This window comes from Pseudomonas bharatica, from assembly GCF_048586865.1.
GTDB classification, from domain to species: Bacteria; Pseudomonadota; Gammaproteobacteria; order Pseudomonadales; family Pseudomonadaceae; genus Aquipseudomonas; species Aquipseudomonas bharatica.
Genome location: NZ_JBMAWR010000003.1, coordinates 43,252 through 64,158, shown reverse-complemented (window position 1 = coordinate 64,158; position 20,907 = coordinate 43,252). Strand labels below are relative to the sequence as shown.

Annotated in this window: 18 protein-coding genes; 9 read left to right on the top strand and 9 right to left on the bottom strand. The window is 62.8% G+C overall.

Annotated features, from left to right (window positions below; all coding sequences use genetic code 11):
* Positions 1–81: 81 nt before the first annotated feature.
* From cysG to ftsK, 6 genes are all read right to left on the bottom strand, one after another.
* Complete coding sequence (gene cysG, locus ACKLLE_RS05320; RefSeq protein ID WP_009397602.1) at positions 82–1,467, bottom strand: siroheme synthase CysG; 1,386 nt, start codon at positions 1,465–1,467, stop codon at positions 82–84.
* Positions 1,468–2,748 carry a serine--tRNA ligase gene (serS, locus tag ACKLLE_RS05315; RefSeq protein WP_009397603.1) on the bottom strand — a complete coding sequence of 427 codons (1,281 nt, stop codon included), beginning with the start codon at positions 2,746–2,748 and terminating at the stop codon, positions 1,468–1,470.
* 29 nt (positions 2,749–2,777) lie between these two features.
* Positions 2,778–3,152 carry a fluoride efflux transporter CrcB gene (gene crcB / locus ACKLLE_RS05310; RefSeq protein ID WP_009397604.1) on the bottom strand — a complete coding sequence of 125 codons (375 nt, stop codon included), beginning with the start codon at positions 3,150–3,152 and terminating at the stop codon, positions 2,778–2,780.
* Complete coding sequence (locus ACKLLE_RS05305; protein WP_009397605.1) at positions 3,149–4,474, bottom strand: replication-associated recombination protein A; 1,326 nt, start codon at positions 4,472–4,474, stop codon at positions 3,149–3,151. The genes crcB and ACKLLE_RS05305 overlap by 4 nt, the downstream gene beginning before the upstream one ends.
* Before the next feature lie 18 nt (positions 4,475–4,492).
* Positions 4,493–5,116, bottom strand: coding sequence for an outer membrane lipoprotein periplasmic chaperone LolA (gene lolA, locus ACKLLE_RS05300; protein WP_064303269.1), 624 nt, complete (start codon positions 5,114–5,116; stop codon positions 4,493–4,495).
* 64 nt (positions 5,117–5,180) lie between these two features.
* The gene (ftsK, locus tag ACKLLE_RS05295; RefSeq protein WP_064303268.1) at positions 5,181–7,586 is read right to left on the bottom strand and encodes a DNA translocase FtsK; all 2,406 of its coding nucleotides are present in this window, start codon (positions 7,584–7,586) and stop codon (positions 5,181–5,183) included.
* 351 nt (positions 7,587–7,937) lie between these two features.
* Between ftsK and aat the strand changes: the two genes are divergently transcribed.
* The 3 genes from aat to infA all read left to right on the top strand — a co-directional run bounded on the left by aat (position 7,938) and on the right by infA (position 9,715).
* Positions 7,938–8,633, top strand: coding sequence for a leucyl/phenylalanyl-tRNA--protein transferase (gene aat / locus ACKLLE_RS05290; RefSeq protein WP_064303267.1), 696 nt, complete (start codon positions 7,938–7,940; stop codon positions 8,631–8,633).
* 53 nt (positions 8,634–8,686) lie between these two features.
* On the top strand, positions 8,687–9,394 hold the full coding sequence (locus ACKLLE_RS05285) for an arginyltransferase (RefSeq protein ID WP_420057081.1): 708 nt from the start codon (positions 8,687–8,689) through the stop codon (positions 9,392–9,394).
* Positions 9,395–9,496: 102 nt separating this feature from the next.
* Entirely contained in the window at positions 9,497–9,715 is a 219-nt protein-coding gene (gene infA, locus ACKLLE_RS05280; protein ID WP_002553999.1) for a translation initiation factor IF-1, read from the top strand.
* A gap of 169 nt (positions 9,716–9,884) precedes the next feature.
* On the opposite strand, the gene clpA is transcribed toward infA, so the two are convergent.
* The gene (clpA, locus tag ACKLLE_RS05275) at positions 9,885–12,155 is read right to left on the bottom strand and encodes an ATP-dependent Clp protease ATP-binding subunit ClpA (RefSeq protein WP_009400966.1); all 2,271 of its coding nucleotides are present in this window, start codon (positions 12,153–12,155) and stop codon (positions 9,885–9,887) included.
* Positions 12,156–12,185: 30 nt separating this feature from the next.
* Entirely contained in the window at positions 12,186–12,548 is a 363-nt protein-coding gene (gene clpS / locus ACKLLE_RS05270; RefSeq protein ID WP_009400967.1) for an ATP-dependent Clp protease adapter ClpS, read from the bottom strand.
* A 229-nt stretch (positions 12,549–12,777) separates the two neighbouring features.
* Between clpS and cspD the strand changes: the two genes are divergently transcribed.
* Positions 12,778–13,029 carry a cold shock domain-containing protein CspD gene (gene cspD / locus ACKLLE_RS05265; protein WP_420057080.1) on the top strand — a complete coding sequence of 84 codons (252 nt, stop codon included), beginning with the start codon at positions 12,778–12,780 and terminating at the stop codon, positions 13,027–13,029.
* A gap of 58 nt (positions 13,030–13,087) precedes the next feature.
* Here cspD and icd read toward each other — a convergent pair whose 3' ends face one another.
* Positions 13,088–14,344, bottom strand: a complete 1,257-nt coding sequence (icd, locus tag ACKLLE_RS05260) for an NADP-dependent isocitrate dehydrogenase (protein ID WP_009400972.1) — start codon at positions 14,342–14,344, stop codon at positions 13,088–13,090.
* A 418-nt stretch (positions 14,345–14,762) separates the two neighbouring features.
* Between icd and ACKLLE_RS05255 the strand changes: the two genes are divergently transcribed.
* The 5 genes from ACKLLE_RS05255 (at position 14,763) to purB (ending at position 20,878) form a co-directional block, all read left to right on the top strand.
* Positions 14,763–16,988 (top strand): NADP-dependent isocitrate dehydrogenase, encoded by a 2,226-nt coding sequence (locus tag ACKLLE_RS05255; protein ID WP_420057079.1) that lies wholly within the window; start codon positions 14,763–14,765, stop codon positions 16,986–16,988.
* A 176-nt stretch (positions 16,989–17,164) separates the two neighbouring features.
* The gene (locus ACKLLE_RS05250; protein WP_064303264.1) at positions 17,165–17,605 is read left to right on the top strand and encodes an NUDIX hydrolase; all 441 of its coding nucleotides are present in this window, start codon (positions 17,165–17,167) and stop codon (positions 17,603–17,605) included.
* 71 nt (positions 17,606–17,676) lie between these two features.
* Positions 17,677–18,801, top strand: coding sequence for a tRNA 2-thiouridine(34) synthase MnmA (gene mnmA, locus ACKLLE_RS05245; protein WP_420057078.1), 1,125 nt, complete (start codon positions 17,677–17,679; stop codon positions 18,799–18,801).
* Positions 18,798–19,418, top strand: a complete 621-nt coding sequence (gene hflD, locus ACKLLE_RS05240) for a high frequency lysogenization protein HflD (RefSeq protein WP_064303262.1) — start codon at positions 18,798–18,800, stop codon at positions 19,416–19,418. The genes mnmA and hflD overlap by 4 nt, the downstream gene beginning before the upstream one ends.
* A gap of 89 nt (positions 19,419–19,507) precedes the next feature.
* A complete protein-coding gene (gene purB, locus ACKLLE_RS05235) occupies positions 19,508–20,878 on the top strand; it encodes an adenylosuccinate lyase (RefSeq protein ID WP_009400977.1) in 1,371 nt (456 codons plus the stop codon).
* Positions 20,879–20,907 lie beyond the last annotated feature (29 nt).

The window sequence follows — 20,907 nt, the reverse complement described above, 5'->3', positions numbered from 1 at the left end:
ACCCGCGATTACAGTAGTGAATTCACTAACGTAATCGCGGGTGAACCCGCTCCCACAGGGTCCGAGCCCACCTGAAAGGTTTTACTGGGCGCCTTCGAACCAGGCCAGCTTGTCGCGCAGTTGCACCACCTCACCCACGATCACCAGGGTCGGCGCATGAACCTCATGCTCTGCCACCAGTTGCGGCAGGTCGGCCAGGGTGCCGGTAAACACCCGCTGGTTCTTGGTAGTGCCTTGCTGGACCAGCGCTGCCGGGGTGTCGGCGGCGCGACCATGGCGGATCAATTCGGAACAGATGGTCGGCAAACCCACCAAGCCCATGTAGAACACCAGGGTCTGCGCTGGCGCCACCAGATCGTTCCACGGCAGGTTGCTGGTGCCATCCTTCAGGTGACCGGTGACGAAGCGTACCGACTGCGCGTAGTCACGGTGGGTCAGCGGGATTCCGGCGTAGGCCGAGCAACCGCTTGCCGCGGTGATACCGGGCACCACCTGGAACGGTATGCCCTGCTCCGCCAGTTCCTCGATCTCTTCCCCGCCACGCCCGAAGATGAACGGGTCTCCACCCTTGAGCCGCAGCACCCGCTTGCCCTGGCGAGCCAGGTCCACCAACAGCTGGTTGATCTGTTCCTGGGGTACCGAATGATCAGCGCGGCGCTTGCCGACATAAATGCGCTCGGCATCACGCCGGCACATTTCGATGATTGCGGGCGCGACAAGACGGTCATACAGCACCACGTCAGCCTGCTGCATCAGGCGCAAGGCGCGGAAGGTCAACAGATCCGGATCACCCGGACCGGCACCGACCAGGTACACCTCGCCCGCCGTCTGCTCCGGCTTGCCCTCGACCTTGGCCTGCAACAGGCGCTCGGCTTCGGCGCCCTGCCCGGCCAGCTGGCGCTCGGCGATCGGGCCCTGGAACACCTCTTCCCAGAAACCCCGACGCTGGTTGACGTCGGGGTACAACTGCTTGACCCGGTCGCGGAAACGCGCGGCCAGCCCGGCCAGTTCGCCGTAGGCGGCGGGGATCCAGGTTTCCAGGCGGGCACGAATCAACCGCGCCAGCACCGGGGCATCGCCGCCGCTGGAAACCGCGACCACCAGCGGCGAACGATCGACGATGGCAGGGAAGATCACCGAGCACAGCGCGGGGGCATCCACTACATTGACCGGCACGCAGCGCTTGCGCGCATCTGCCGAAACCTGGGCATTGAGCGCCTGGTCATCGGTGGCGGCGATGACCAGTTGGCAATCGTCCAGGTCCTGTTCCTGATAGCCACGCTCCAGAAGCTGGCCACCACTGTGCCGGGCCAACTCGGCCAGTTGCCCTTCGATCGCCGGGGCGACCACGCGCAGCCGTGCTCCGGCATCGGCCAGCAGGCGGGATTTGCGCAAGGCAATCTCGCCGCCACCCACCACCAGGACCTGGCTGCCGCGCAAATTGTGGAACAGCGGCAGGAATTCCATTTAGCCGATGACCTCGATGCCGCCCATGTAGGGCTTGAGGACTTCCGGTACACGGATGGTGCCGTCGGCCTGCTGGTAGTTCTCCAGCACCGCGACCAGGGTCCGGCCTACCGCCAGGCCCGAACCGTTGAGGGTATGGACCAGTTCCGGCTTGCCGGTTTCCGGGTTGCGCCAGCGCGCCTGCATGCGGCGGGCCTGGAAGTCGCCGCAGTTGGAGCACGAGGAGATCTCGCGGTACTTGTCCTGGCTCGGCACCCAGACTTCCAGGTCGTAGGTCTTGGTGGCGCTGAAGCCCATGTCGCCGGTGCACAGGGCCAGCACGCGGTACGGCAGTTCCAGCGCCTGCAGGACGCGCTCGGCGTTGGCGGTGAGGCTTTCCAGGGCTTCCATGGATTTCGACGGCTCGACCACCTGGACCATCTCGACCTTGTCGAACTGGTGCTGGCGAATCATGCCGCGGGTATCGCGGCCCGACGCGCCGGCTTCGCTACGGAAGCACGGGGTGTGGGCGACGAATTTGATCGGCAGGTCCTTGGCGTCGACGATCTCGTTGGCAACGATGTTGGTCAGCGACACCTCGGCGGTCGGGATCAGGTAGAAATCGGCCTCGCCTTCGCGGCTGATCTTGAACAGGTCTTCCTCGAACTTCGGCAACTGGCCGGTGCCTTGCAGCGCCGGGGCCTGGACCAGGTACGGGGTGTAGGCCTCTTCGTAACCGTGCTCGTTGATGTGCAGGTTGATCATGAACTGGGCCAGGGCGCGGTGCAGGCGGGCAATCGGCCCGCGCAACAGGGCGAAGCGCGCGCCGGAGAGCTTGGCGGCGGTTTCGAAGTCGAGCCAGCCGTTACGCTCGCCGAGGGCCACGTGGTCCTGGATCTGGAAGTCGAACTGGCGCGGGGTGCCCCAGCGACGGACTTCGACGTTGCCGTCTTCATCCTCGCCGAGCGGAACGCTGGCATCCGGCAGGTTGGGAATGGTCAGCAGGATCTGGTCCAGCTCGGACTGGATCTGGTCCAGTTCGACCTTGCCGGCGGCCAGCTCGCTGGCCATGCGCTCGACGTCGGCCATCAGCGGTGCGATGTCCTCGCCCTTGGCCTTGGCCATGCCGATCGACTTCGAGCGCGCGTTGCGCTCGGCCTGCAACTGCTCGGTACGGGTCTGCACCGTCTTGCGGCGCTCTTCCAGGGATTCGATGCGCGCGACATCCAGGCTGAAGCCACGGGAGGCCAGGCGGTCCGCCACTTCCTGAAGTTGGCCGCGTAACAGTTTGGAATCGAGCATATCGTTCTCTCGTTATGTGTGGTGTTGGTTCAGATTCGGGTCAGCGCCAGGCCGGCCCAGGTTGCGAGCAGGCCGCCCAGCACGCTGGCTGCGGCATAACCGAAAGCCAGCGGCGCCTGCCCGCTTTCGAGCAGGCGCACGGTATCCAGTGAAAAGGATGAAAACGTGGTCAGGCCGCCGAGGAAACCGACGATCAGGCCGCCACGCAGTTCGACCGGCACGTACGGCCGATGCAGGAACAGTCCGTAGAGCAGGCCGATCAGCAGGCAGCCGACCAGATTGACGGCCAGCGTACCGAGATAAAAGTGGCGAGGCCAGTGGGCGGCGACCCAATTGCCGGTGGCAAAGCGCAACAGGGTACCGGCGATCCCTCCGGCGCTGACGGCGGCGACAAGGGCGATCACGGTTTTCTCCGTTGCCGGGGGCTGTTGCGGTCGAGCTCGGCCAGTTGCCGGAGCTTTTCACCGATCTTCAGTTCCAGGCCGCGGGGCACCGGCTGGTAGTACTGGCGCGGCTCGAGGTCTTCGGGGAAATAGTCTTCACCGGCGGCATAGGCGCCCGGCTCGTCGTGGGCGTAGCGATACTCCTCGCCGTAGCCCAACTGCTTCATCAGCTTGGTCGGCGCGTTGCGCAAGTGCAGCGGGACCTCCAGCGAACCGTGTTCCGCAGCTTCGCGCAACGCAGCCTTGAAGCCCATGTACACGGCATTGCTCTTCGGCGCGCAGGCCAGGTAGGTGATGGCCTGGGCCACCGCCAGTTCACCTTCGGGGCTGCCAAGGCGCTCCTGCACGTCCCAGGCCGACAGGCACAGGCTCAGGGCGCGCGGGTCGGCATTGCCGATATCCTCGCTGGCCATGCGCACCACGCGGCGAGCCAGGTACAACGGGTCGCAACCGCCGTCGAGCATGCGCGCGAACCAGTACAGCGCGGCGTCGGGATTGGAGCCGCGGATGGATTTGTGCAACGCGGAAATCTGGTCGTAGAAGGCTTCGCCACCCTTGTCGAAACGGCGACGGGTATCGCCGAGCAGGCTTTGCAGGAGCTCGGCACCGATCTCGCCGCCGTCTTCGGCCAGGTCCGAGGCGTTCTCGAGGAAATTGAGCATGCGCCGGCCATCGCCATCGGCAGCGGCCAGGAGCATGCTGAAAGCCTCGTCGGAAAGGCTCAGGTTACGCTTGCCCAGGCCGCGCTCCTCGGTGAGTGCGCGCTGCACCAGGCGGCGCAGGGCTTCTTCGTCGAGGCTCTTGAGTACGTAGACCCGGGCTCGCGAGAGCAGCGCGTTGTTCAGCTCGAAGGACGGGTTCTCGGTAGTGGCACCGATGAAGATCAGCGTGCCGTCTTCCACATAGGGCAGGAAGGCATCCTGCTGGGATTTGTTGAAGCGGTGCACTTCGTCGACGAAAAGGATGGTCCGCCGTCCGTACTGGGCCGCCTGCTGCTTGGCGACTTCCACCGCCTGGCGGATTTCCTTGACCCCGGCCAGTACCGCCGAAACCGTCTCGAAGTGCGCATCGCAGAACTGCGCCAGCAGCCGCGCCAGGGTGGTCTTGCCGACCCCGGGCGGGCCCCAGAAGATCATCGAATGCAGCGCGCCCTGTTCCAGGGCCTCGCGCAGCGGCTTGCCACGGGCCAGCAGGTGCTGCTGGCCGACGTATTCGTCCAGGCTGGCCGGGCGCATGCGCGCGGCCAGGGGCTGGGCAACCGGTTCACTGCGAAACAGGTCCATGGACGGCTAGGCGACCTCTTACTCTTTGATCACGTCCGCGCCCTTGGGCACGACGAACTCGAACTTGCTCGCCGGGATCGACTCGTTGGCCTTGACCCCGGTGAACATGATGTTGGTGCGCTGGCCAACGCTGTCGATCAACTGCATGTCGTTGATCAGGCCACCGCGGAAGGACAGGCGCAGGGAGTCGAACAGGGTGTCCTTGGTCTTGGGACGCAGAACGAAGTCCATCACCTCGCCCTGCTCTTTCGAAGTGATGTCATAGCTCTGACCGATCTTCGAGATATCGCCGGACAGCAGCAGCGCCGGGGTCTGGGTCAGGCGCTGGTCAAGCTTCTTGATGGTCGCCTGCTCCAGGTCCGGGTCCCACAGGGTGACGTTCTTGCCGTCGGACACCACCACCTGCTCCTGCGGCGCGTCGGTGTGCCAGTAGAACAGACCCGGGCGCTTGACCGCCATCTGCCCCTTGGTTTCCTGCAACTGGGTACCACTGGAATCCAGTGCCAGTTGAGAGAAGTTGGCGCTGATGGTCGTCGAGCGCTCGAGCAACTGGCTCAGGCGCGCCACGTCGGCTTCGGCGGCGAACACCGAGGCACTGGACAGGCTCAAAGCGGAAACCAACATCATGCGAATCAGGCGCATGGCAATCCTCGTTGCTGAATGAATGAAGCGGCGGGCGTCTTCGCCCACCGCCATTGAAGAGGGATCAGTCCCGCGCCTGCCCCGGCGCGATGACTTCACGTGATCCATTGGTATTCATCGGAGTGACCACACCGGCCATTTCCATCGCCTCGATCATCCGCGCGGCGCGGTTGTAGCCGATCTTCAGCTTGCGCTGTACCGCGGAGATGGAGGCACGGCGGCTTTCCAGGACGAACTGCACGGCTTCATCGTAAAGCGCGTCGGTCTCGGCATCTTCACCACCCTCGCCGCCACCGCCACCCTCGAAGCCACTGCCGGCTTCCTCGACGCCATTGAGGATGTCGTCGTTGTAGTCCGGTGCGCCCCGCAGTTTCCATGCCTCGACCACCCGGTGCACCTCGTCGTCGGAGACGAAAGCGCCATGGACACGGATCGGCAGGCTGGTGCCGGGCGGCATGTAGAGCATGTCACCGTGACCGAGCAGTTGCTCGGCACCGCCCTGGTCGATGATGGTCCGCGAGTCGATCTTGCTCGATACCTGGAACGCCATGCGCGTCGGAATGTTGGCCTTGATCAGGCCGGTGATGACGTCCACCGACGGGCGCTGTGTGGCCAGGATCAGGTGGATACCCGCGGCCCGGGCCTTCTGGGCGATACGGGCGATGAGTTCCTCGACCTTCTTGCCGACGATCATCATCATGTCGGCGAACTCGTCCACCACTACCACGATGGTCGGCAGGGTACCCAGGGTCGGCGGCACGTCGTCCATGCTTTCGCGACGGAACATCGGGTCGTAGATCGGCTCGCCGGCTTCCTCGGCGTCCTTGATCTTGCGGTTGAAGCCCGCGAGGTTGCGCACGCCCATGGCCGCCATCAGCTTGTAGCGCCGCTCCATCTCCGCGACGCTCCAGCGCAGGGCGTTGGCGGCGTCCTTCATGTCGGTGACCACCGGGCACAACAAGTGCGGGATGCCTTCGTAGATCGACAGTTCGAGCATCTTCGGGTCGATCATGATCAGCTTGGCGTCCTGCGGGCTGGACTTGAACAGGATCGACAGGATCATGGCGTTCACGCCCACCGACTTGCCGGAACCGGTGGTACCGGCTACCAGCAGGTGCGGCATCTTGGCCAGGTCGGTAATCACCGGCTTGCCGCCGATGTCATGACCGAGGGCCAGGGTAACCGGCGACTTGGCCTCGTCGTACTGCGGCGACGACAGCACTTCGGAGAAGCGCACGATCTGCCGGTCTTCGTTGGGAATCTCGATGCCCACGGTGGTCTTGCCGGGAATCACCTCGACCACGCGCACACTGGTCACCGCCAGGGAGCGTGCCAGGTCCTTGGCCAGGTTGGCGATGCGGCTGACCTTGACGCCGGCGGCCGGCTGGATTTCGTAGCGGGTGATCACCGGGCCCGGGTGGATCGAGTCCACCGAGACCTCGACGCCGAACTCCTTCAGCTTGATTTCCAGCAACTGGCCGACACCCGCCAGGGATTCGGGAGAGTAGTTGACCTTCTTCTGCTCGGCCGGGTCGAGAATCGAGATCGGCGGCAGCGTGCCTTCGACGGCGCTGTCGACGAACAGCGGCACCTGCTTCTCTTTCTGCACGCGCTTGCTCGGTTCGGGGGCCTTGGCCGGCGCGGGCATGATCACCGGCGGGGTCTTTTCCTCGCGCTCGGCGACATGCCTGGCCAACGCCTGGTCACGCTCGATGATGCGCTCGCGGGCCTTGGCCTGCTCGCGGCGGTCCGGCACCACCGGGGCCACCACTTCATTGACCTGCTCGTCGACTTCGCGCAGTTGCGCGACCAGTTGCTTGCGCTCGTTGCGCGCGCTCCACCAGCGGCTGGCGGCGCCCTGGATCAGTTCGAAGAGGTCGAGGGTGATCTTGCCGGTGATGTCCATCACCTTGAACCACGACAGATCGGTGAATACGGTCAGGCCGAAGAGGAACAGCGCGATGAACATCAGGGTACTGCCCTGCACGTTCAGGGCGTTCTTCGCCAGGTCGCCAAGGCTCTCGCCCAGTGCGCCGCCGGCCGAGGCCGGCAGGCTCGGTGCAGAATGGAAATGGATATGGGCCAGGGCCGCGCCGGAAAGGACCAGGAACACCAGGCCGATCAGCCGCCACGAGAACAACCAGCCGCTCCACTGCCACGGCTGGTGGCGTTCGCGAAAGATCTGCCAGGTCTTGATTGCCAGCAGCAAGGGGAAGATGTAGGCGAAATAGCCGAGCACCATGAACAGGACGTCGGCGAAGAAGGCACCCGCGCGGCCGGCAGCGTTCTGCACCTGTTCGACATTGCTGGTGTGGCTGAAGCCCGGGTCGGCCTGGTCGTAGCTCAGCAATGCCATCCACAGATAGAGGCACAGGGCGCCCATGGCAATCAGGGCACCTTCCTTGAGCCTGTAGTGCAACTGCTGGCGCCAGAGCGGCTGGGGGCTGGGTGTTGCTGTGTTTTTCTTCAAAACGGGTCTATTCCTGCGCGGATGCGCGTCCAACCGTGATTGACCGAGGGGCCCGGTCAACAAATCACTACTTTTAACATTACTGTCGATCCATCGCCATTGCACTCGGCGGAACGAGCCATGACAGGAGCAAATTCCAATACAACAATTTGAGCACGCATTTTCTTTTGTGACAAAGGCTTATGCGGGGTTTTTGCATGGTTGGGACAACTGCCCCGATATTAAGTTGCGCACAAGGCAGACGGCCATCATCCAAGCGCACCACACGCGCCAGGCAACGGGTTGTCCGCCGGGGCTTTTTCGGGTCATGCTGGGCGCCCTCCCCTGCCCCGACACACGCGACGGAACCCGATGCTGACCTGGCTGAACCGCAACACCCTGGATTTCCCGCCATTGGAAAAGGCCCTGCAGGAACCCAACGGCCTGCTCGCCGCCGGCGGCGACCTGCGCCCCGAGCGCCTGGTCCAGGCCTATCGCCATGGTTGTTTCCCCTGGTACCAGGACGGCCAGCCGATCCTCTGGTGGTCTCCGGATCCGCGCACGGTGATGTTCCCCGACGAGCTGCATGTCTCGCGCTCGCTGCGCAAGTTCATCCGCCAAGGGCATTACCAGGTCAGCTTCGACCAGGACTTTGCCGCCGTGATTGCCGCCTGTGCCGCGCCCAGGGCCTACGCCGACGGCACCTGGATCACCGACAGCATGCAGGCGGCGTACGTGGAACTGCATCGCCGGGGCCTTGCCCACTCCGTGGAGGTGTACCGGGACGGCGAACTGGTCGGCGGGCTTTACGGCCTGGCCATGGGCCGGCTGTTCTTCGGTGAATCGATGTTCAGCCGGGCAGACAACGCTTCCAAGGTCGGTTTCGTCGCGCTGGTCGAGCACCTGCGCCAGGCCGGTTTCGTCCTGATCGACTGCCAGATGCCTACAGAGCATCTGCACAGCTTGGGTGCCCGCGCCATCTCCAGGGCAACCTTCGCCGACTATCTGCGTCAATATCTGGACCAGCCCAATGACGCCACCTGGACCTGCACCCAGGCCGTTTGCTAGGCGAGTTTCCACAGCTGGCTTACAATTAGTAAAAATCTGCCGAGGGGTTGATCATGACTGAGCTGGCGCGGTTGAAGTTTTATGCCACTCAACCCCATGCCTGCAGTTACCTGCCTGACGAGCAGGCTACTACGCTGTTTCTCGACCCGAGCCAGCCAATGGACGCCACCGTCTACGCGGACCTGTCGGAAATGGGCTTTCGTCGCAGTGGCGACCACCTGTACCGTCCTCACTGCCAGAACTGCAATGCCTGCGTGCCGGCACGCATTCCGGCTGCGCGCTTCACGCCGAACCGGCAGCAGAAGCGCATCATCAAGCGCAATGCCGACCTGGTGGTGAGCGCTGCCCGCCCCGCCTTCAACGAAGAATACTTCGACCTGTACCGGCGCTATATCGAACAGCGCCACGCCGATGGCGACATGTACCCGCCAAGCCGGGACCAGTTTTCCACCTTCCTGGTCAGGGACCTGCCGTTTTCGCGCTTTTACGAATTCCGTCTGCTGGGGCGACTGGTTGCCGTAGCGGTCACCGACCTGCTGCCAAACGGCCTGTCTGCGGTCTATACATTCTACGAACCGACCGAAGAGCGGCGCAGCCTCGGCCGCTACGCCATCCTCTGGCAGATCGGCGAAACCCTGCGCCTGGGCCTGGACGCCGTGTACCTTGGTTATTGGATCAAGAACTGCAAAAAAATGAACTACAAGACCCAATACCGCCCTATTGAATTGCTGATCAACCAGCGCTGGGTCACCCTGAACTGAAATCCTTGGCTTGACCTCCCTTTTTCGGGCACAATGCACGCCACTTTTTGTAGCCGGGTGCTTCTGTGGCCGGCCATAACTGAACACCGAGGGCTTTACTGCATGTCGAAAGAAGACAGCTTCGAAATGGAAGGCACTGTCGTCGACACCCTGCCCAACACCATGTTCCGCGTGGAGTTGGAAAACGGGCACGTCGTAACCGCGCACATCTCCGGAAAGATGCGCAAGAACTACATCCGTATCCTGACTGGCGACAAGGTCCGCGTCGAACTGACGCCGTACGACCTGAGCAAAGGGCGCATCACCTACCGCGCCCGCTAAAAGTCTATACGAACGAAAAAGCCCGGCAGATGCCGGGCTTTTTTGTTTTTGCTGTTTTTGTGGTGAGGCCGAGGAACCTATCGCTGGCAAGCCAGCTCCGACAGGTACAGGACCCTGTGGGAGCTGGCTTGCCAGCGATGAGGCCCGTCTACCTCCACAAAATCTCCGGTCAGGCCATCTCCGCCGTGGTCTCGAAGTCGAAGACCAGTTCGCCATCGCGGATATCGACATGAACCACACCGCCATGCTCGGCCAGCTCGCCGAACAGGATCTCCTCGGCCAGTGGCCGCTTGATCTTGTCCTGGATAAGCCGGGCCATCGGCCGGGCCCCCATCTGGGCGTCGTAGCCACCGGTCGCCAGCCAGCTGCGCGCCGCGTCGGACACTTCCAGAAGAACACGCTTGTCTTCCAGTTGCGCCTGCAGTTCGGTGAGGAACTTGTCCACCACGCTCTTGATGGTTTCGTGAGTAAGGCGACCGAACTGGATGATGGTATCCAGGCGGTTACGGAACTCCGGCGTAAAGCTCTTCTTGATCACTTCCATGGCATCGGAAGAATGATCCTGGTGGGTAAAGCCGATCGAGGCCCGCGCCGCGGTTTCCGCACCGGCGTTGGTGGTCATGATCAGGATCACGTTGCGGAAGTCCGCCTTGCGCCCGTTGTTGTCAGTCAGGGTGCCGTGGTCCATCACCTGCAACAGCAGGTTGAAGACTTCCGGATGCGCTTTCTCGATCTCGTCGAGCAGCAACACGCAATGCGGCTGCTTGGTGATCGCCTCGGTGAGCAGGCCACCCTGGTCGAAACCGACGTAGCCCGGCGGCGCACCGATCAGGCGGGAGACGGTATGCCGCTCCATGTACTCGGACATGTCGAAGCGCACCAGTTCGACCCCCAGGGCCTTGGCAAGCTGCCGCGCCACCTCAGTCTTGCCGACCCCGGTCGGCCCGGAGAACAGGAAGGAACCGACCGGCTTGTCCGGCGCCTTCAAGCCGGCCCGGGACAGCTTGATTGCCGTGGCCAGCGAGTCGATGGCTGCATCCTGGCCGAACACCGTCAGCTTCAGGTCGCGCTCGAGGTTGCGCAGCAACTCCTTGTCGGAACTGGTGACATGTTTCGGCGGAATGCGCGCGATCTTGGCGACGATGTCCTCGACCTGCGGCACTTCGATGCGTTTGACCCGCGCCTCCACCGGCTGCAGACGCTGGAAGGCGCCCGCCTCGTCGATGACGTCGATGGCCTTGTCCGGCATATGCCGGTCGTTGATGTAGCGGGCTGCCAGCTCGGCGGCGGCACGCAAGGCCTCATCGCTGTATTCGATGCTGTGGTGCGACTCGAAGCGACCCTTGAGCCCGCGCAGGATACCCACGGTGTCTTCCACCGAGGGCTCGCTGACATCGACTTTCTGGAAGCGCCGCGCCAGGGCACGGTCCTTCTCGAAGATGCCACGGAACTCCTGGAAGGTGGTCGAGCCGATGCAGCGGATGTCGCCGGAGGACAGCAGCGGCTTGAGCAGGTTGGACGCATCCATCACCCCGCCGGATGCCGCACCGGCACCGATGATGGTGTGGATTTCGTCGATGAACAGGATCGCCTGGGGACGCTTGCGCAGTTCGCCGAGCAGCGCCTTGAAGCGCTTCTCGAAATCGCCGCGGTACTTGGTACCCGCCAGCAGTGCGCCCAGGTCCAGCGAATAGACGACGCTCTGGGCCAGCAGGTCCGGCACCTGGCCATCGACGATGCGCTTGGCCAGGCCCTCGGCGATGGCCGTCTTGCCGACACCGGCCTCACCGACCAGCAGCGGGTTGTTCTTGCGGCGACGAGCAAGGATCTGCGCGACGCGCTCGACCTCGGTTTCCCGACCGACCAGCGGATCGATGCGGCCCTGGCGGGCAAGCTCGTTGAGATTGCTGGCATAGGCGTCGAGCGGATTGCTCGAGGAAGAGGTTTCGCCTCCTTCCTCGTCCTGCATCTCCTGCTCGCCATCCTGGTGTTCACCATGACCTGGAACCTTGGAAATGCCGTGGGCGATGTAGTTGACCACATCGATGCGAGCCACGCTTTGCTGCTTGAGCAGGAACACCGCCTGGCTTTCCTGCTCGCTGAAAATGGCCACCAATACATTGGCGCCGGTCACTTCTCGCTTGCCGGAGCTCTGCACATGGAAGACGGCACGCTGCAGTACCCGCTGGAAGCCCAGGGTTGGCTGGGTTTCACGGTCCTCGTCATGAACGGGGATCAATGGCGTGGTGGAGTCGATGAACTCCTGCAGATCGTGTTTGAGCTTGTCGAGATTTGCCCCGCACGCACGCAAAACGGTGGCGGCGGCCTCGTTGTCCAGCAATGCCAGGAGAAGGTGCTCGACCGTCATGAACTCATGACGCTTGGAGCGCGCCTCCTTGAAGGCCAGATTGAGGGTGACTTCGAGCTCGCGGTTTAACATAGCTTCACCTCATACCCAAGTGGTCGGCGATTAACCGTCCTTCTCGATTTCACAGAGTAGCGGATGCTGGCTTTCCCTGGCGTATTGGTTGACCTGCATGGCCTTGGTTTCGGCGATGTCGCGGGTAAACAATCCGCAGACTGCCCGTCCTTCGGTATGGACGGCCAGCATGACCTTGGTCGCCAGCTCGCGGTTCAGGTTAAAGAACACTTCGAGCACTTCGACGACGAAATCCATCGGCGTGTAGTCATCGTTGAACAAAACCACCTTGTACATCGGTGGCGCCTGCAGCGCCGGCTTGGCTTCCTGTACTGCCAACCCGGAGCCATCGTCCTCATGCGATTGCGGGCGATCCTGATTGAATGTTAGTCGAATCTGGCTATGTGCATGCATGGAAAGAATTTCATCATTTCGACAGGTTAAGGTTGTGGGTTGGCCGCTGGAACCGGCGCGGATTACGGCCCGTCGCCTGACCTTGACTATCGGTAAAACGGTGTTACAACCAATAAGAACCCACCGTGGTCAATTAGATCCGCGCAGTCAACCAGGAATTTCGCAGGTTCGTATGCGGATGGAGTGGATGATACTCCAGTGATGGAGTCCTTTGCAGAGGGATATGAGGATGGCAAGCGGTAAAGTCAAGTGGTTCAACAATGCGAAGGGTTACGGCTTCATCAATGAAGACGACAGCACCGAAGACCTCTTCGCACATTACTCGGCGATCCAGATGGATGGTTACAAGACCCTGAAAGCGGGTCAGTCGGTCATCTTCGAGGTCATCCAGGGCCCCAAGGGCAATCATGCGGTCAACATCCATGCCGCGCCCGTCACTGTGGAGGCCAGGGTCCCGACCAACTTGACCATGAACGCTTGATCCATTTCGGTATTACGAACGAAGGCCCGCCTCATTTATATGAGGCGGGCCTTTTTTCTTACATGTGCTTGATCAGCGCCTCGCCGAAGCCCGACGACGAGACCAGGGTTGCCCCGTCCATCAGCCGCTCGAAGTCATAGGTCACGGTCTTGGCGCGGATCGCACCATTGGTGCCCTTGATGATCAGGTCGGCCGCCTCGGTCCAGCCCAGGTGGCGCAGCATCATTTCCGCGGAAAGAATCACCGAACCCGGGTTGACCTGGTCCTTGCCGGCGTACTTCGGCGCGGTGCCGTGGGTCGCCTCGAACATGGCCACGGTGTCGGACAGGTTGGCGCCCGGGGCGATACCGATCCCGCCCACTTCCGCCGCCAGGGCGTCGGACAGGTAGTCTCCGTTGAGGTTGAGGGTGGCGATGACGTCGTACTCCGCCGGGCGCAGCAGGATCTGCTGGAGCATGGCGTCGGCGATGGCGTCCTTGACGATGACTTCACGACCGGTCTTCGGATTCTTGAATTTCATCCACGGGCCGCCATCGAGCAGTTCGGCGCCGAATTCATTCTTGGCGACCTCGTACCCCCAGTCCTTGAAGGCGCCTTCGGTGAATTTCATGATATTGCCCTTGTGCACGATGGTCAGCGACTTGCGGTCGTTGTCCACCACATACTGCAAGGCCTTGCGCACCAGGCGCTGGGTGCCTTCCTTCGACACCGGCTTCACGCCGATCCCGCAATCCTGGTCGAAACGGATCTTGGTAACGCCCATTTCCTCCTTGAGGAACTTGATGACCTTGTTGGCCTCGGGCGAACCGGCCTTCCATTCGATACCGGCGTAGATGTCCTCGGAGTTCTCGCGGAAGATCACCATATCGACGTCGCCTGGCTTTTTCACCGGGCTGGGCACGCCATCGAACCACACCACCGGGCGCAGGCACACATACAGGTCGAGCTGCTGGCGCAAGGCGACGTTGAGGGAGCGGATGCCGCCACCGACCGGCGTGGTCAGCGGGCCCTTGATGGAAACCACGTAATCCTTCACCGCATCGAGGGTTTCCTGGGGCAGCCAGGTGTCCTGGTCATACACCTGGGTGGCCTTTTCGCCGGCATAGACCTCCATCCAGGAGATCTTGCGCTTGCCGCCGTAAGCCTTCTCGACCGCAGCGTCGACCACCTTGATCATGACCGGGGTGACATCGACGCCGATGCCGTCGCCTTCGATGAACGGGATGATCGGATTGTCTGGAACATTGAGAGAATGGTCTGCGTTGACGGTGATTTTGTCGCCGACTGCCGGAACCTCGATTTTCTGGTATCCCATGCTGCACTCCGCTTTTTCTTGGTTTGAAGTCATGCAATCCATTGAGCCTAACCCAGTTGGCGAAGAACGGAAACCTTGGCGAAAAAACCGTCACAAAGCCGAAAAAAGCTCTACATCTTTCGTCTATAAATGCTCATCCGCCATGTTCGCCTTGCTGATTAGGACCAAGGAATTGGTATACTGCGCGCCGGTGACCCAAGGGTCACTCGGGGCGAGACGTCCGCCACAGGACCCACGGCCCCCGACAAGACTGAACTGTTACAGCAGTGCAGCCGTTTGACACTCGACTGATGCAACCCACCATCACAGCCTGGAATCCTCGACTTTCCGCTTATGGATGTGTCTGAGCGAAGCGCTTACCCTGCGCGCCCTACCGAGATTCCGAGCACGCTCAGCAAAACAGAGAGTTAACCCGAATATGTCCACCCGTTCGAAGATCATCTACACCTTCACCGACGAAGCGCCCGCCCTCGCCACCTTCTCCCTGCTGCCCATCGTCGAAGCCTTCACCGCTACCGCCGAAATCTCGGTAGAAACCCGGGACATCTCTCTCGCCGGCCGCATCCTCTCCGCCTTCCCAGAACAGCTCGGCGCCGACAAGCAAGTGGCCGACCACCTGGCGGAACTGGGCCAACTGGCGACCACGCCCGAAGCCAACATCATCAAGCTGCCGAACATCAGCGCCTCGGTTCCCCAACTGAAAGCCGCGATCAAGGAACTGCAAGGCAAGGGCTTCAACGTCCCCGACTACCCGGACACCGTGACCACCGACGCCGAGAAGGAAGCCCGCGCTCGCTACGACCGCATCAAGGGCAGCGCCGTGAACCCGGTCCTGCGTGAAGGCAACTCCGACCGCCGCGCCCCGCTGTCGGTCAAGAACTACGCGCGCAAGCATCCGCACAAGATGGGCGCCTGGGCCGCCGATTCGAAGTCCCACGTCGCTCACATGAGCAGCGGCGACTTCTACGGCAGCGAAAAAGCCGCCCTGATCGAAGCCGATGACAGCCTGCGCATCGAACTGCTGGGCAAGGACGGCTCCACCACCGTTCTCAAGGAAAAGACTGCCGTCAAGGCTGGCGAAATCATCGACTGCGCCGTGATGAGCACCAAGGCCCTGCGCGCCTTCGTCGCCGCCGAGATCGAAGATGCCAAGGCCCAGGGCGTGCTGCTGTCGGCACACCTGAAAGCCACCATGATGAAGGTTTCCGACCCGATCATGTTCGGCCAGATCGTCGCCGAGTACTACGCCGACGCGCTGAACAAGCACGCTGCCGTCCTCGAAGAGATCGGCTTCAACCTGAACAACGGCATCGGCGACCTGTACGCCCGCATCAAAACCCTGCCGGCCGAGCAGCAGGCGCAGATCGAAGCCGACATCCAGGCCGTCTACGCCGTCCGTCCGGCCCTGGCCATGGTCAACTCCGACAAGGGCATCACCAACCTGCATGTGCCGAGCGACGTGATCGTCGACGCCTCGATGCCGGCGATGATCCGCGACTCGGGCAAGATGTGGAACGCCCAGGGCGAGCTGCAGGACACCAAGGCGCTGATCCCGGATCGTTGCTACGCGACCATCTACCAGGCCGTCATCGAAGACTGCAAGAAACACGGCGCCTTCGATCCGACCACCATGGGCAGCGTGCCCAACGTCGGCCTGATGGCACAGAAAGCCGAAGAGTACGGTTCCCACGACAAGACCTTCCAGGCCAAGGCCGACGGCACCATCCGCGTCCTGGACAGCAAGGGCAACCTGCTGCTGCAACAGGAAGTGGAAGCGGGCGACATCTTCCGCATGTGCCAGACCAAGGACGCGCCGATCCGCGACTGGGTCAAGCTGGCCGTCAACCGCGCCCGCGCCAGCGCCACCCCGGCGATCTTCTGGCTCGACCCGCAACGCGCCCACGACGGCGTGCTGATCGAGAAAGTGCAGAAGTACCTGCAGGACCACGACACCACCGGCCTGGACATCCGCGTCCTGGCACCGGTGGAGGCGATGAAGGTTTCCCTGGAGCGCATTCGCGCCGGCAAGGACACCATCTCGGTCACCGGCAACGTGCTGCGCGACTATCTGACCGACCTGTTCCCGATCATGGAGCTGGGCACCAGCGCCAAGATGCTGTCGATCGTTCCGCTGATGAACAACGGCGGCCTGTTCGAAACCGGCGCTGGCGGTTCGGCACCGAAGCACGTCCAGCAACTGGTCGAGGAAAACTTCCTGCGCTGGGACTCGCTGGGTGAATTCCTCGCCCTGGCCGCTTCCCTGGAGCACCTGGGCAACGCCTACGCCAACCCGAAAGCCAAGGTACTGGCTGCCACCCTCGACCAGGCCACCGGCCAGTTCCTGGACAGCAACAAGTCCCCTGCGCGCAAGGTCGGCGGTATCGACAACCGCGGCAGCCACTTCTACCTGACCCTGTACTGGGCCCAGGCACTGGCTGCCCAGACCGAAGACGCCGCCCTGCAGGCACGCTTCGCCCCGCTGGCCAAGACCCTGACCGAGAACGAAGCGACCATCGTCGCCGAGCTCAACGCAGTCCAGGGCAAGCCAGCCGAAATCGGTGGCTACTACTTCACCGACGTCGAGCTGACCAGCAAGGTGATGCGTCCAAGCCAGACCTTCAACAACGCGATTGCCGCGCTGTAAGAACGCCAGCTTAAAGCAATAACGGAAAACCCCGGCCACGCACCGGGGTTTTTCTATATCAGCTACACGCTGAACCCTGTGGGAGCTGGCTTGCCAGCGATGACTATGGTGAATTCACTGCAGTCATCGCTGGCAAGCCAGCTCCCACAGGGTTCGGCGCCACCAAAGGACCGAACATGACCTGGCAACCCCACATCACCGTCGCCACCGTCGTCGAAGACCAGGGCCGCTTCCTCTTCGTCGAGGAGTTCAAGGCCGGCAAGCACGTCTTCAACCAGCCCGCCGGGCACCTGGAGGCCAATGAAACCCTGCTCGAAGCGGCCTTGAGGGAAACCCTCGAAGAAACCGCCTGGGACGTCGAGCTGACCGGCGTGGTCGGCATCTATCTCTACACCGCCCCCAGCAACGGCGTGACCTACCAGCGCATCTGCTTCGCCGCCAGGCCCGTCAAGCACCACGCCGAACGCGCCCTGGACAGCGATATCGTGCGCGCCGTGTGGCTGACCCGCGAAGAACTCCTGGCCGACCCGCAACGCTGGCGCAGCGAACTGGTGCCACAATGCCTCGACGACTACCTCGCCGGGCCGTTGCACAGCCTCTCGCTGATCCGTAACTGAGCGCGCCTTTCGCCTTGCAGGGCGCAGCCTGATAGAATCGTCGTCTTTTTCCAGATACGCATCCCATACCTATGTCCGAAACAGCTCTTCCAGCTCCCGAAAAGACGCGCGTCATCGTCGGCATGTCCGGCGGCGTGGACTCTTCCGTTTCCGCCCTCCTGCTGATGGAGCAGGGCTACCAGGTGGAAGGCCTGTTCATGAAGAACTGGGAAGAGGACGACGGGACCGAATACTGCACCGCCCGCGAAGACCTGGCCGACGCCCAGGCCGTGTGCGACCGCATCGGCATCAAGCTGCATACCGCCAACTTCGCCGCCGAGTACTGGGACAACGTCTTCGAACACTTCCTCGAAGAGTACAAGGCCGGACGCACGCCGAACCCGGATATCCTCTGCAACCGGGAAATCAAGTTCAAGGCGTTCCTCGACTACGCGCTGTCCCTTGGTGCCGACCTGATAGCTACCGGCCACTACGTGCGCCGCCGCGATATCGACGGCCGCACCGAGCTGCTCAAGGGCCTGGATCCGAACAAGGACCAAAGCTACTTCCTCCATGCCGTCGGCGGCGAGCAGATCGCCCGCACCCTGTTCCCGGTGGGCGAACTGGAGAAGCCGGAAGTCCGCGCCATCGCCGAGAAACACGGCCTGGCCACGGCGAAGAAGAAGGACTCCACCGGCATCTGCTTCATCGGCGAGCGCCGTTTCAGCGACTTCCTCAAGCAATACCTGCCGGCCCAGCCCGGCGAGATCCAGACCACCACCGGCGAAGTCATCGGCCGCCATCACGGCCTGATGTACCACACCATCGGCCAGCGCCAGGGTTTGGGGATCGGCGGCTTGAAGGATGCCGGCGACGAACCGTGGTACGTGCTGGAAAAGGACCTGGCGCGCAATGTGCTGGTGGTCGGCCAGGGCAATGAACATCCATGGTTGTTCTCCCGCGCTCTGCTCGCCTCGGAAATCTTCTGGGTCAACCCGATCGACCTGTCGGCGCCGCGCCGCCTCACCGCCAAGGTGCGCTACCGCCAGAGCGACCAGGACTGCACCCTGGAGCGCACCGGAACCGGTTATCGGGCGGTATTCGACGAACCGCAGCGGGCCGTCACTCCAGGCCAGTCGGTGGTGTTCTACGACGGCGATATCTGCCTCGGCGGCGGTGTGATCGAAATCGCCGAACCGTGGAGCGTCCGCGAATGAACCAGACCCAGGAGCAACTGATCGCCCTCGGCGGCGTGTTCCAGGCCGCCGTACTGGTGGATCGCATCGCCCGCACCGGCACCGCCAGCGAGGCCGATGTCGGCTGCATGCTTGGCAGCCTGCTGGTACGTGACCCCAAGGACACCCTGGAAGTGTTCGGTGGAGACGATCTGAACCTGCGCGACGGCTACCGCGCCCTGGCCAGCGCCCTGGAGCGCGACCCCGGCAGCCTGCAGCGCGAACCCCTGCGCTACGCCCTGTCGATGCTCGGCCTGGAGCGTCAGCTGGCCAAGCGCGGCGACATGCTGGAAACCATCGGCAACCGCCTGCCGCAGATCCAGGCCCAGGCCGACCACTTCGGCCTGGTTCACGAAAACGTCATCGCCTCCAGCGGCGCGCTGTACCAGGATACCTTGAGCACCCTGCGCCAGCGCATCCAGGTCCATGGCGACATGCGCCATCTGCAGCAGACCAACAATGCCTCGAAGATCCGCGCCCTGCTCCTGGCCGGCATCCGTGCCGCGCGCCTTTGGCGCCAGCTCGGCGGGCATCGCTGGCAACTGGTGTTCAGCCGCCGCAAGCTGTTGCGCGAGCTCTACCCGATGCTTCGCGGCTGATAAATACCTTTTGTCAGCCACCCGACCCGGGCGCGATTTTCATGTATGATATGCGCCCTCTTAAAAGCCTGACTGTCCGAGAACACCCCATGCAGCTCTCCTCGCTCACTGCGGTTTCCCCTGTAGACGGCCGCTACGCCGGCAAAACCCAGGCCCTGCGCCCCATTTTCAGCGAATACGGCCTGATCCGTTTCCGCGCCCTGGTCGAAGTCCGCTGGCTGCAGCGTCTGGCTTCCCACCCGCAGATCGCCGAAGTCCCGGCCTTCTCCGCCGAAGCCAACGCACTGCTCGATGGCCTGGCCAATGAATTCGCCCTTGAACACGCCGAGCGCGTCAAGGAAATCGAACGCACCACCAACCACGACGTCAAGGCCATCGAATACCTGCTCAAGGAGCAGGCGGCGAAGCTGCCGGAACTGGCCAAGGTCAGCGAGTTCATCCACTTCGCCTGCACCAGCGAGGACATCAACAACCTGTCCCACGCCCTGATGCTGCGCGAAGGCCGCGATACCGTGCTGCTGCCGCTGATGCGCCAGATCGCCCAGTCGATCCGTGAGCTGGCCCACCGTTTCGCCGAAGTGCCGATGCTGTCGCGCACCCACGGCCAGCCGGCTTCGCCGACCACCCTGGGCAAGGAACTGGCCAACGTGGTCTACCGCCTGGAGCGTCAGATCGCCCAGGTTGCAGCCGTACCGCTGCTGGGCAAGATCAACGGCGCCGTGGGCAACTACAACGCCCACCTGTCGGCCTACCCGCAGATCGACTGGGAAGCCAACGCCCGCGCCTTCATCGAGGACGAGCTGGGCCTGGTGTTCAACCCCTACACCACCCAGATCGAGCCGCACGACTACATTGCCGAGCTGTTCGACGCCATCGCCCGCTTCAACACCATCCTCATCGACTTCGACCGTGACGTCTGGGGCTACATCTCGCTGGGCTACTTCAAGCAGAAGACCGTTGCCGGCGAAATCGGCTCCTCGACCATGCCGCACAAGGTCAACCCGATCGACTTCGAGAACTCCGAAGGCAACCTGGGCATCGCCAACGCCCTGTTCCAGCACCTGGCCAGCAAACTGCCAGTTTCCCGCTGGCAGCGCGACCTGACCGACTCCACCGTGCTGCGCAACCTCGGTGTCGGCTTCGCCCACAGCGTGATCGCCTACGAAGCCAGCCTGAAAGGCATCGGCAAGCTGGAAATCAACACCGCGCGCATCGCCGACGACCTGGACGCCTGCTGGGAAGTCCTGGCCGAGCCGATCCAGACCGTGATGCGTCGCTACAACATCGAAAACCCCTACGAGAAGCTCAAGGAGTTGACCCGTGGCAAGGGCATCAGCCCGGAAGCCTTGCAGACTTTCATCGAAGGCCTGGACATGCCTGCCGAGGCTCGCGAAGAGCTGAAAAAGCTCACCCCTGCCAGCTACATCGGCAACGCTGCCGAGCAAGCCAAGCGCGTCTGATCCACACCCCGCGTTTTAACGCCCGGCCG

Excerpts from the sequence above, each read along its gene's own strand:
- cysG (WP_009397602.1), bottom strand. The coding sequence starts at position 1,467 with ATGGAATTCCTGCCGCTGTTCCACAATTTGCGCGGCAGCCAGGTCCTG.
- serS (WP_009397603.1), bottom strand. The coding sequence starts at position 2,748 with ATGCTCGATTCCAAACTGTTACGCGGCCAACTTCAGGAAGTGGCGGAC.
- ACKLLE_RS05305 (WP_009397605.1), bottom strand. The coding sequence starts at position 4,474 with ATGGACCTGTTTCGCAGTGAACCGGTTGCCCAGCCCCTGGCCGCGCGC.
- lolA (WP_064303269.1), bottom strand. The coding sequence starts at position 5,116 with ATGCGCCTGATTCGCATGATGTTGGTTTCCGCTTTGAGCCTGTCCAGT.
- aat (WP_064303267.1), top strand. The coding sequence starts at position 7,938 with ATGCTGACCTGGCTGAACCGCAACACCCTGGATTTCCCGCCATTGGAA.
- ACKLLE_RS05285 (WP_420057081.1), top strand. The coding sequence starts at position 8,687 with ATGACTGAGCTGGCGCGGTTGAAGTTTTATGCCACTCAACCCCATGCC.
- infA (WP_002553999.1), top strand. The coding sequence starts at position 9,497 with ATGTCGAAAGAAGACAGCTTCGAAATGGAAGGCACTGTCGTCGACACC.
- clpA (WP_009400966.1), bottom strand. The coding sequence starts at position 12,155 with ATGTTAAACCGCGAGCTCGAAGTCACCCTCAATCTGGCCTTCAAGGAG.
- clpS (WP_009400967.1), bottom strand. The coding sequence starts at position 12,548 with ATGCATGCACATAGCCAGATTCGACTAACATTCAATCAGGATCGCCCG.
- cspD (WP_420057080.1), top strand. The coding sequence starts at position 12,778 with ATGGCAAGCGGTAAAGTCAAGTGGTTCAACAATGCGAAGGGTTACGGC.
- icd (WP_009400972.1), bottom strand. The coding sequence starts at position 14,344 with ATGGGATACCAGAAAATCGAGGTTCCGGCAGTCGGCGACAAAATCACC.
- ACKLLE_RS05255 (WP_420057079.1), top strand. The coding sequence starts at position 14,763 with ATGTCCACCCGTTCGAAGATCATCTACACCTTCACCGACGAAGCGCCC.
- ACKLLE_RS05250 (WP_064303264.1), top strand. The coding sequence starts at position 17,165 with ATGACCTGGCAACCCCACATCACCGTCGCCACCGTCGTCGAAGACCAG.
- mnmA (WP_420057078.1), top strand. The coding sequence starts at position 17,677 with ATGTCCGAAACAGCTCTTCCAGCTCCCGAAAAGACGCGCGTCATCGTC.
- hflD (WP_064303262.1), top strand. The coding sequence starts at position 18,798 with ATGAACCAGACCCAGGAGCAACTGATCGCCCTCGGCGGCGTGTTCCAG.
- purB (WP_009400977.1), top strand. The coding sequence starts at position 19,508 with ATGCAGCTCTCCTCGCTCACTGCGGTTTCCCCTGTAGACGGCCGCTAC.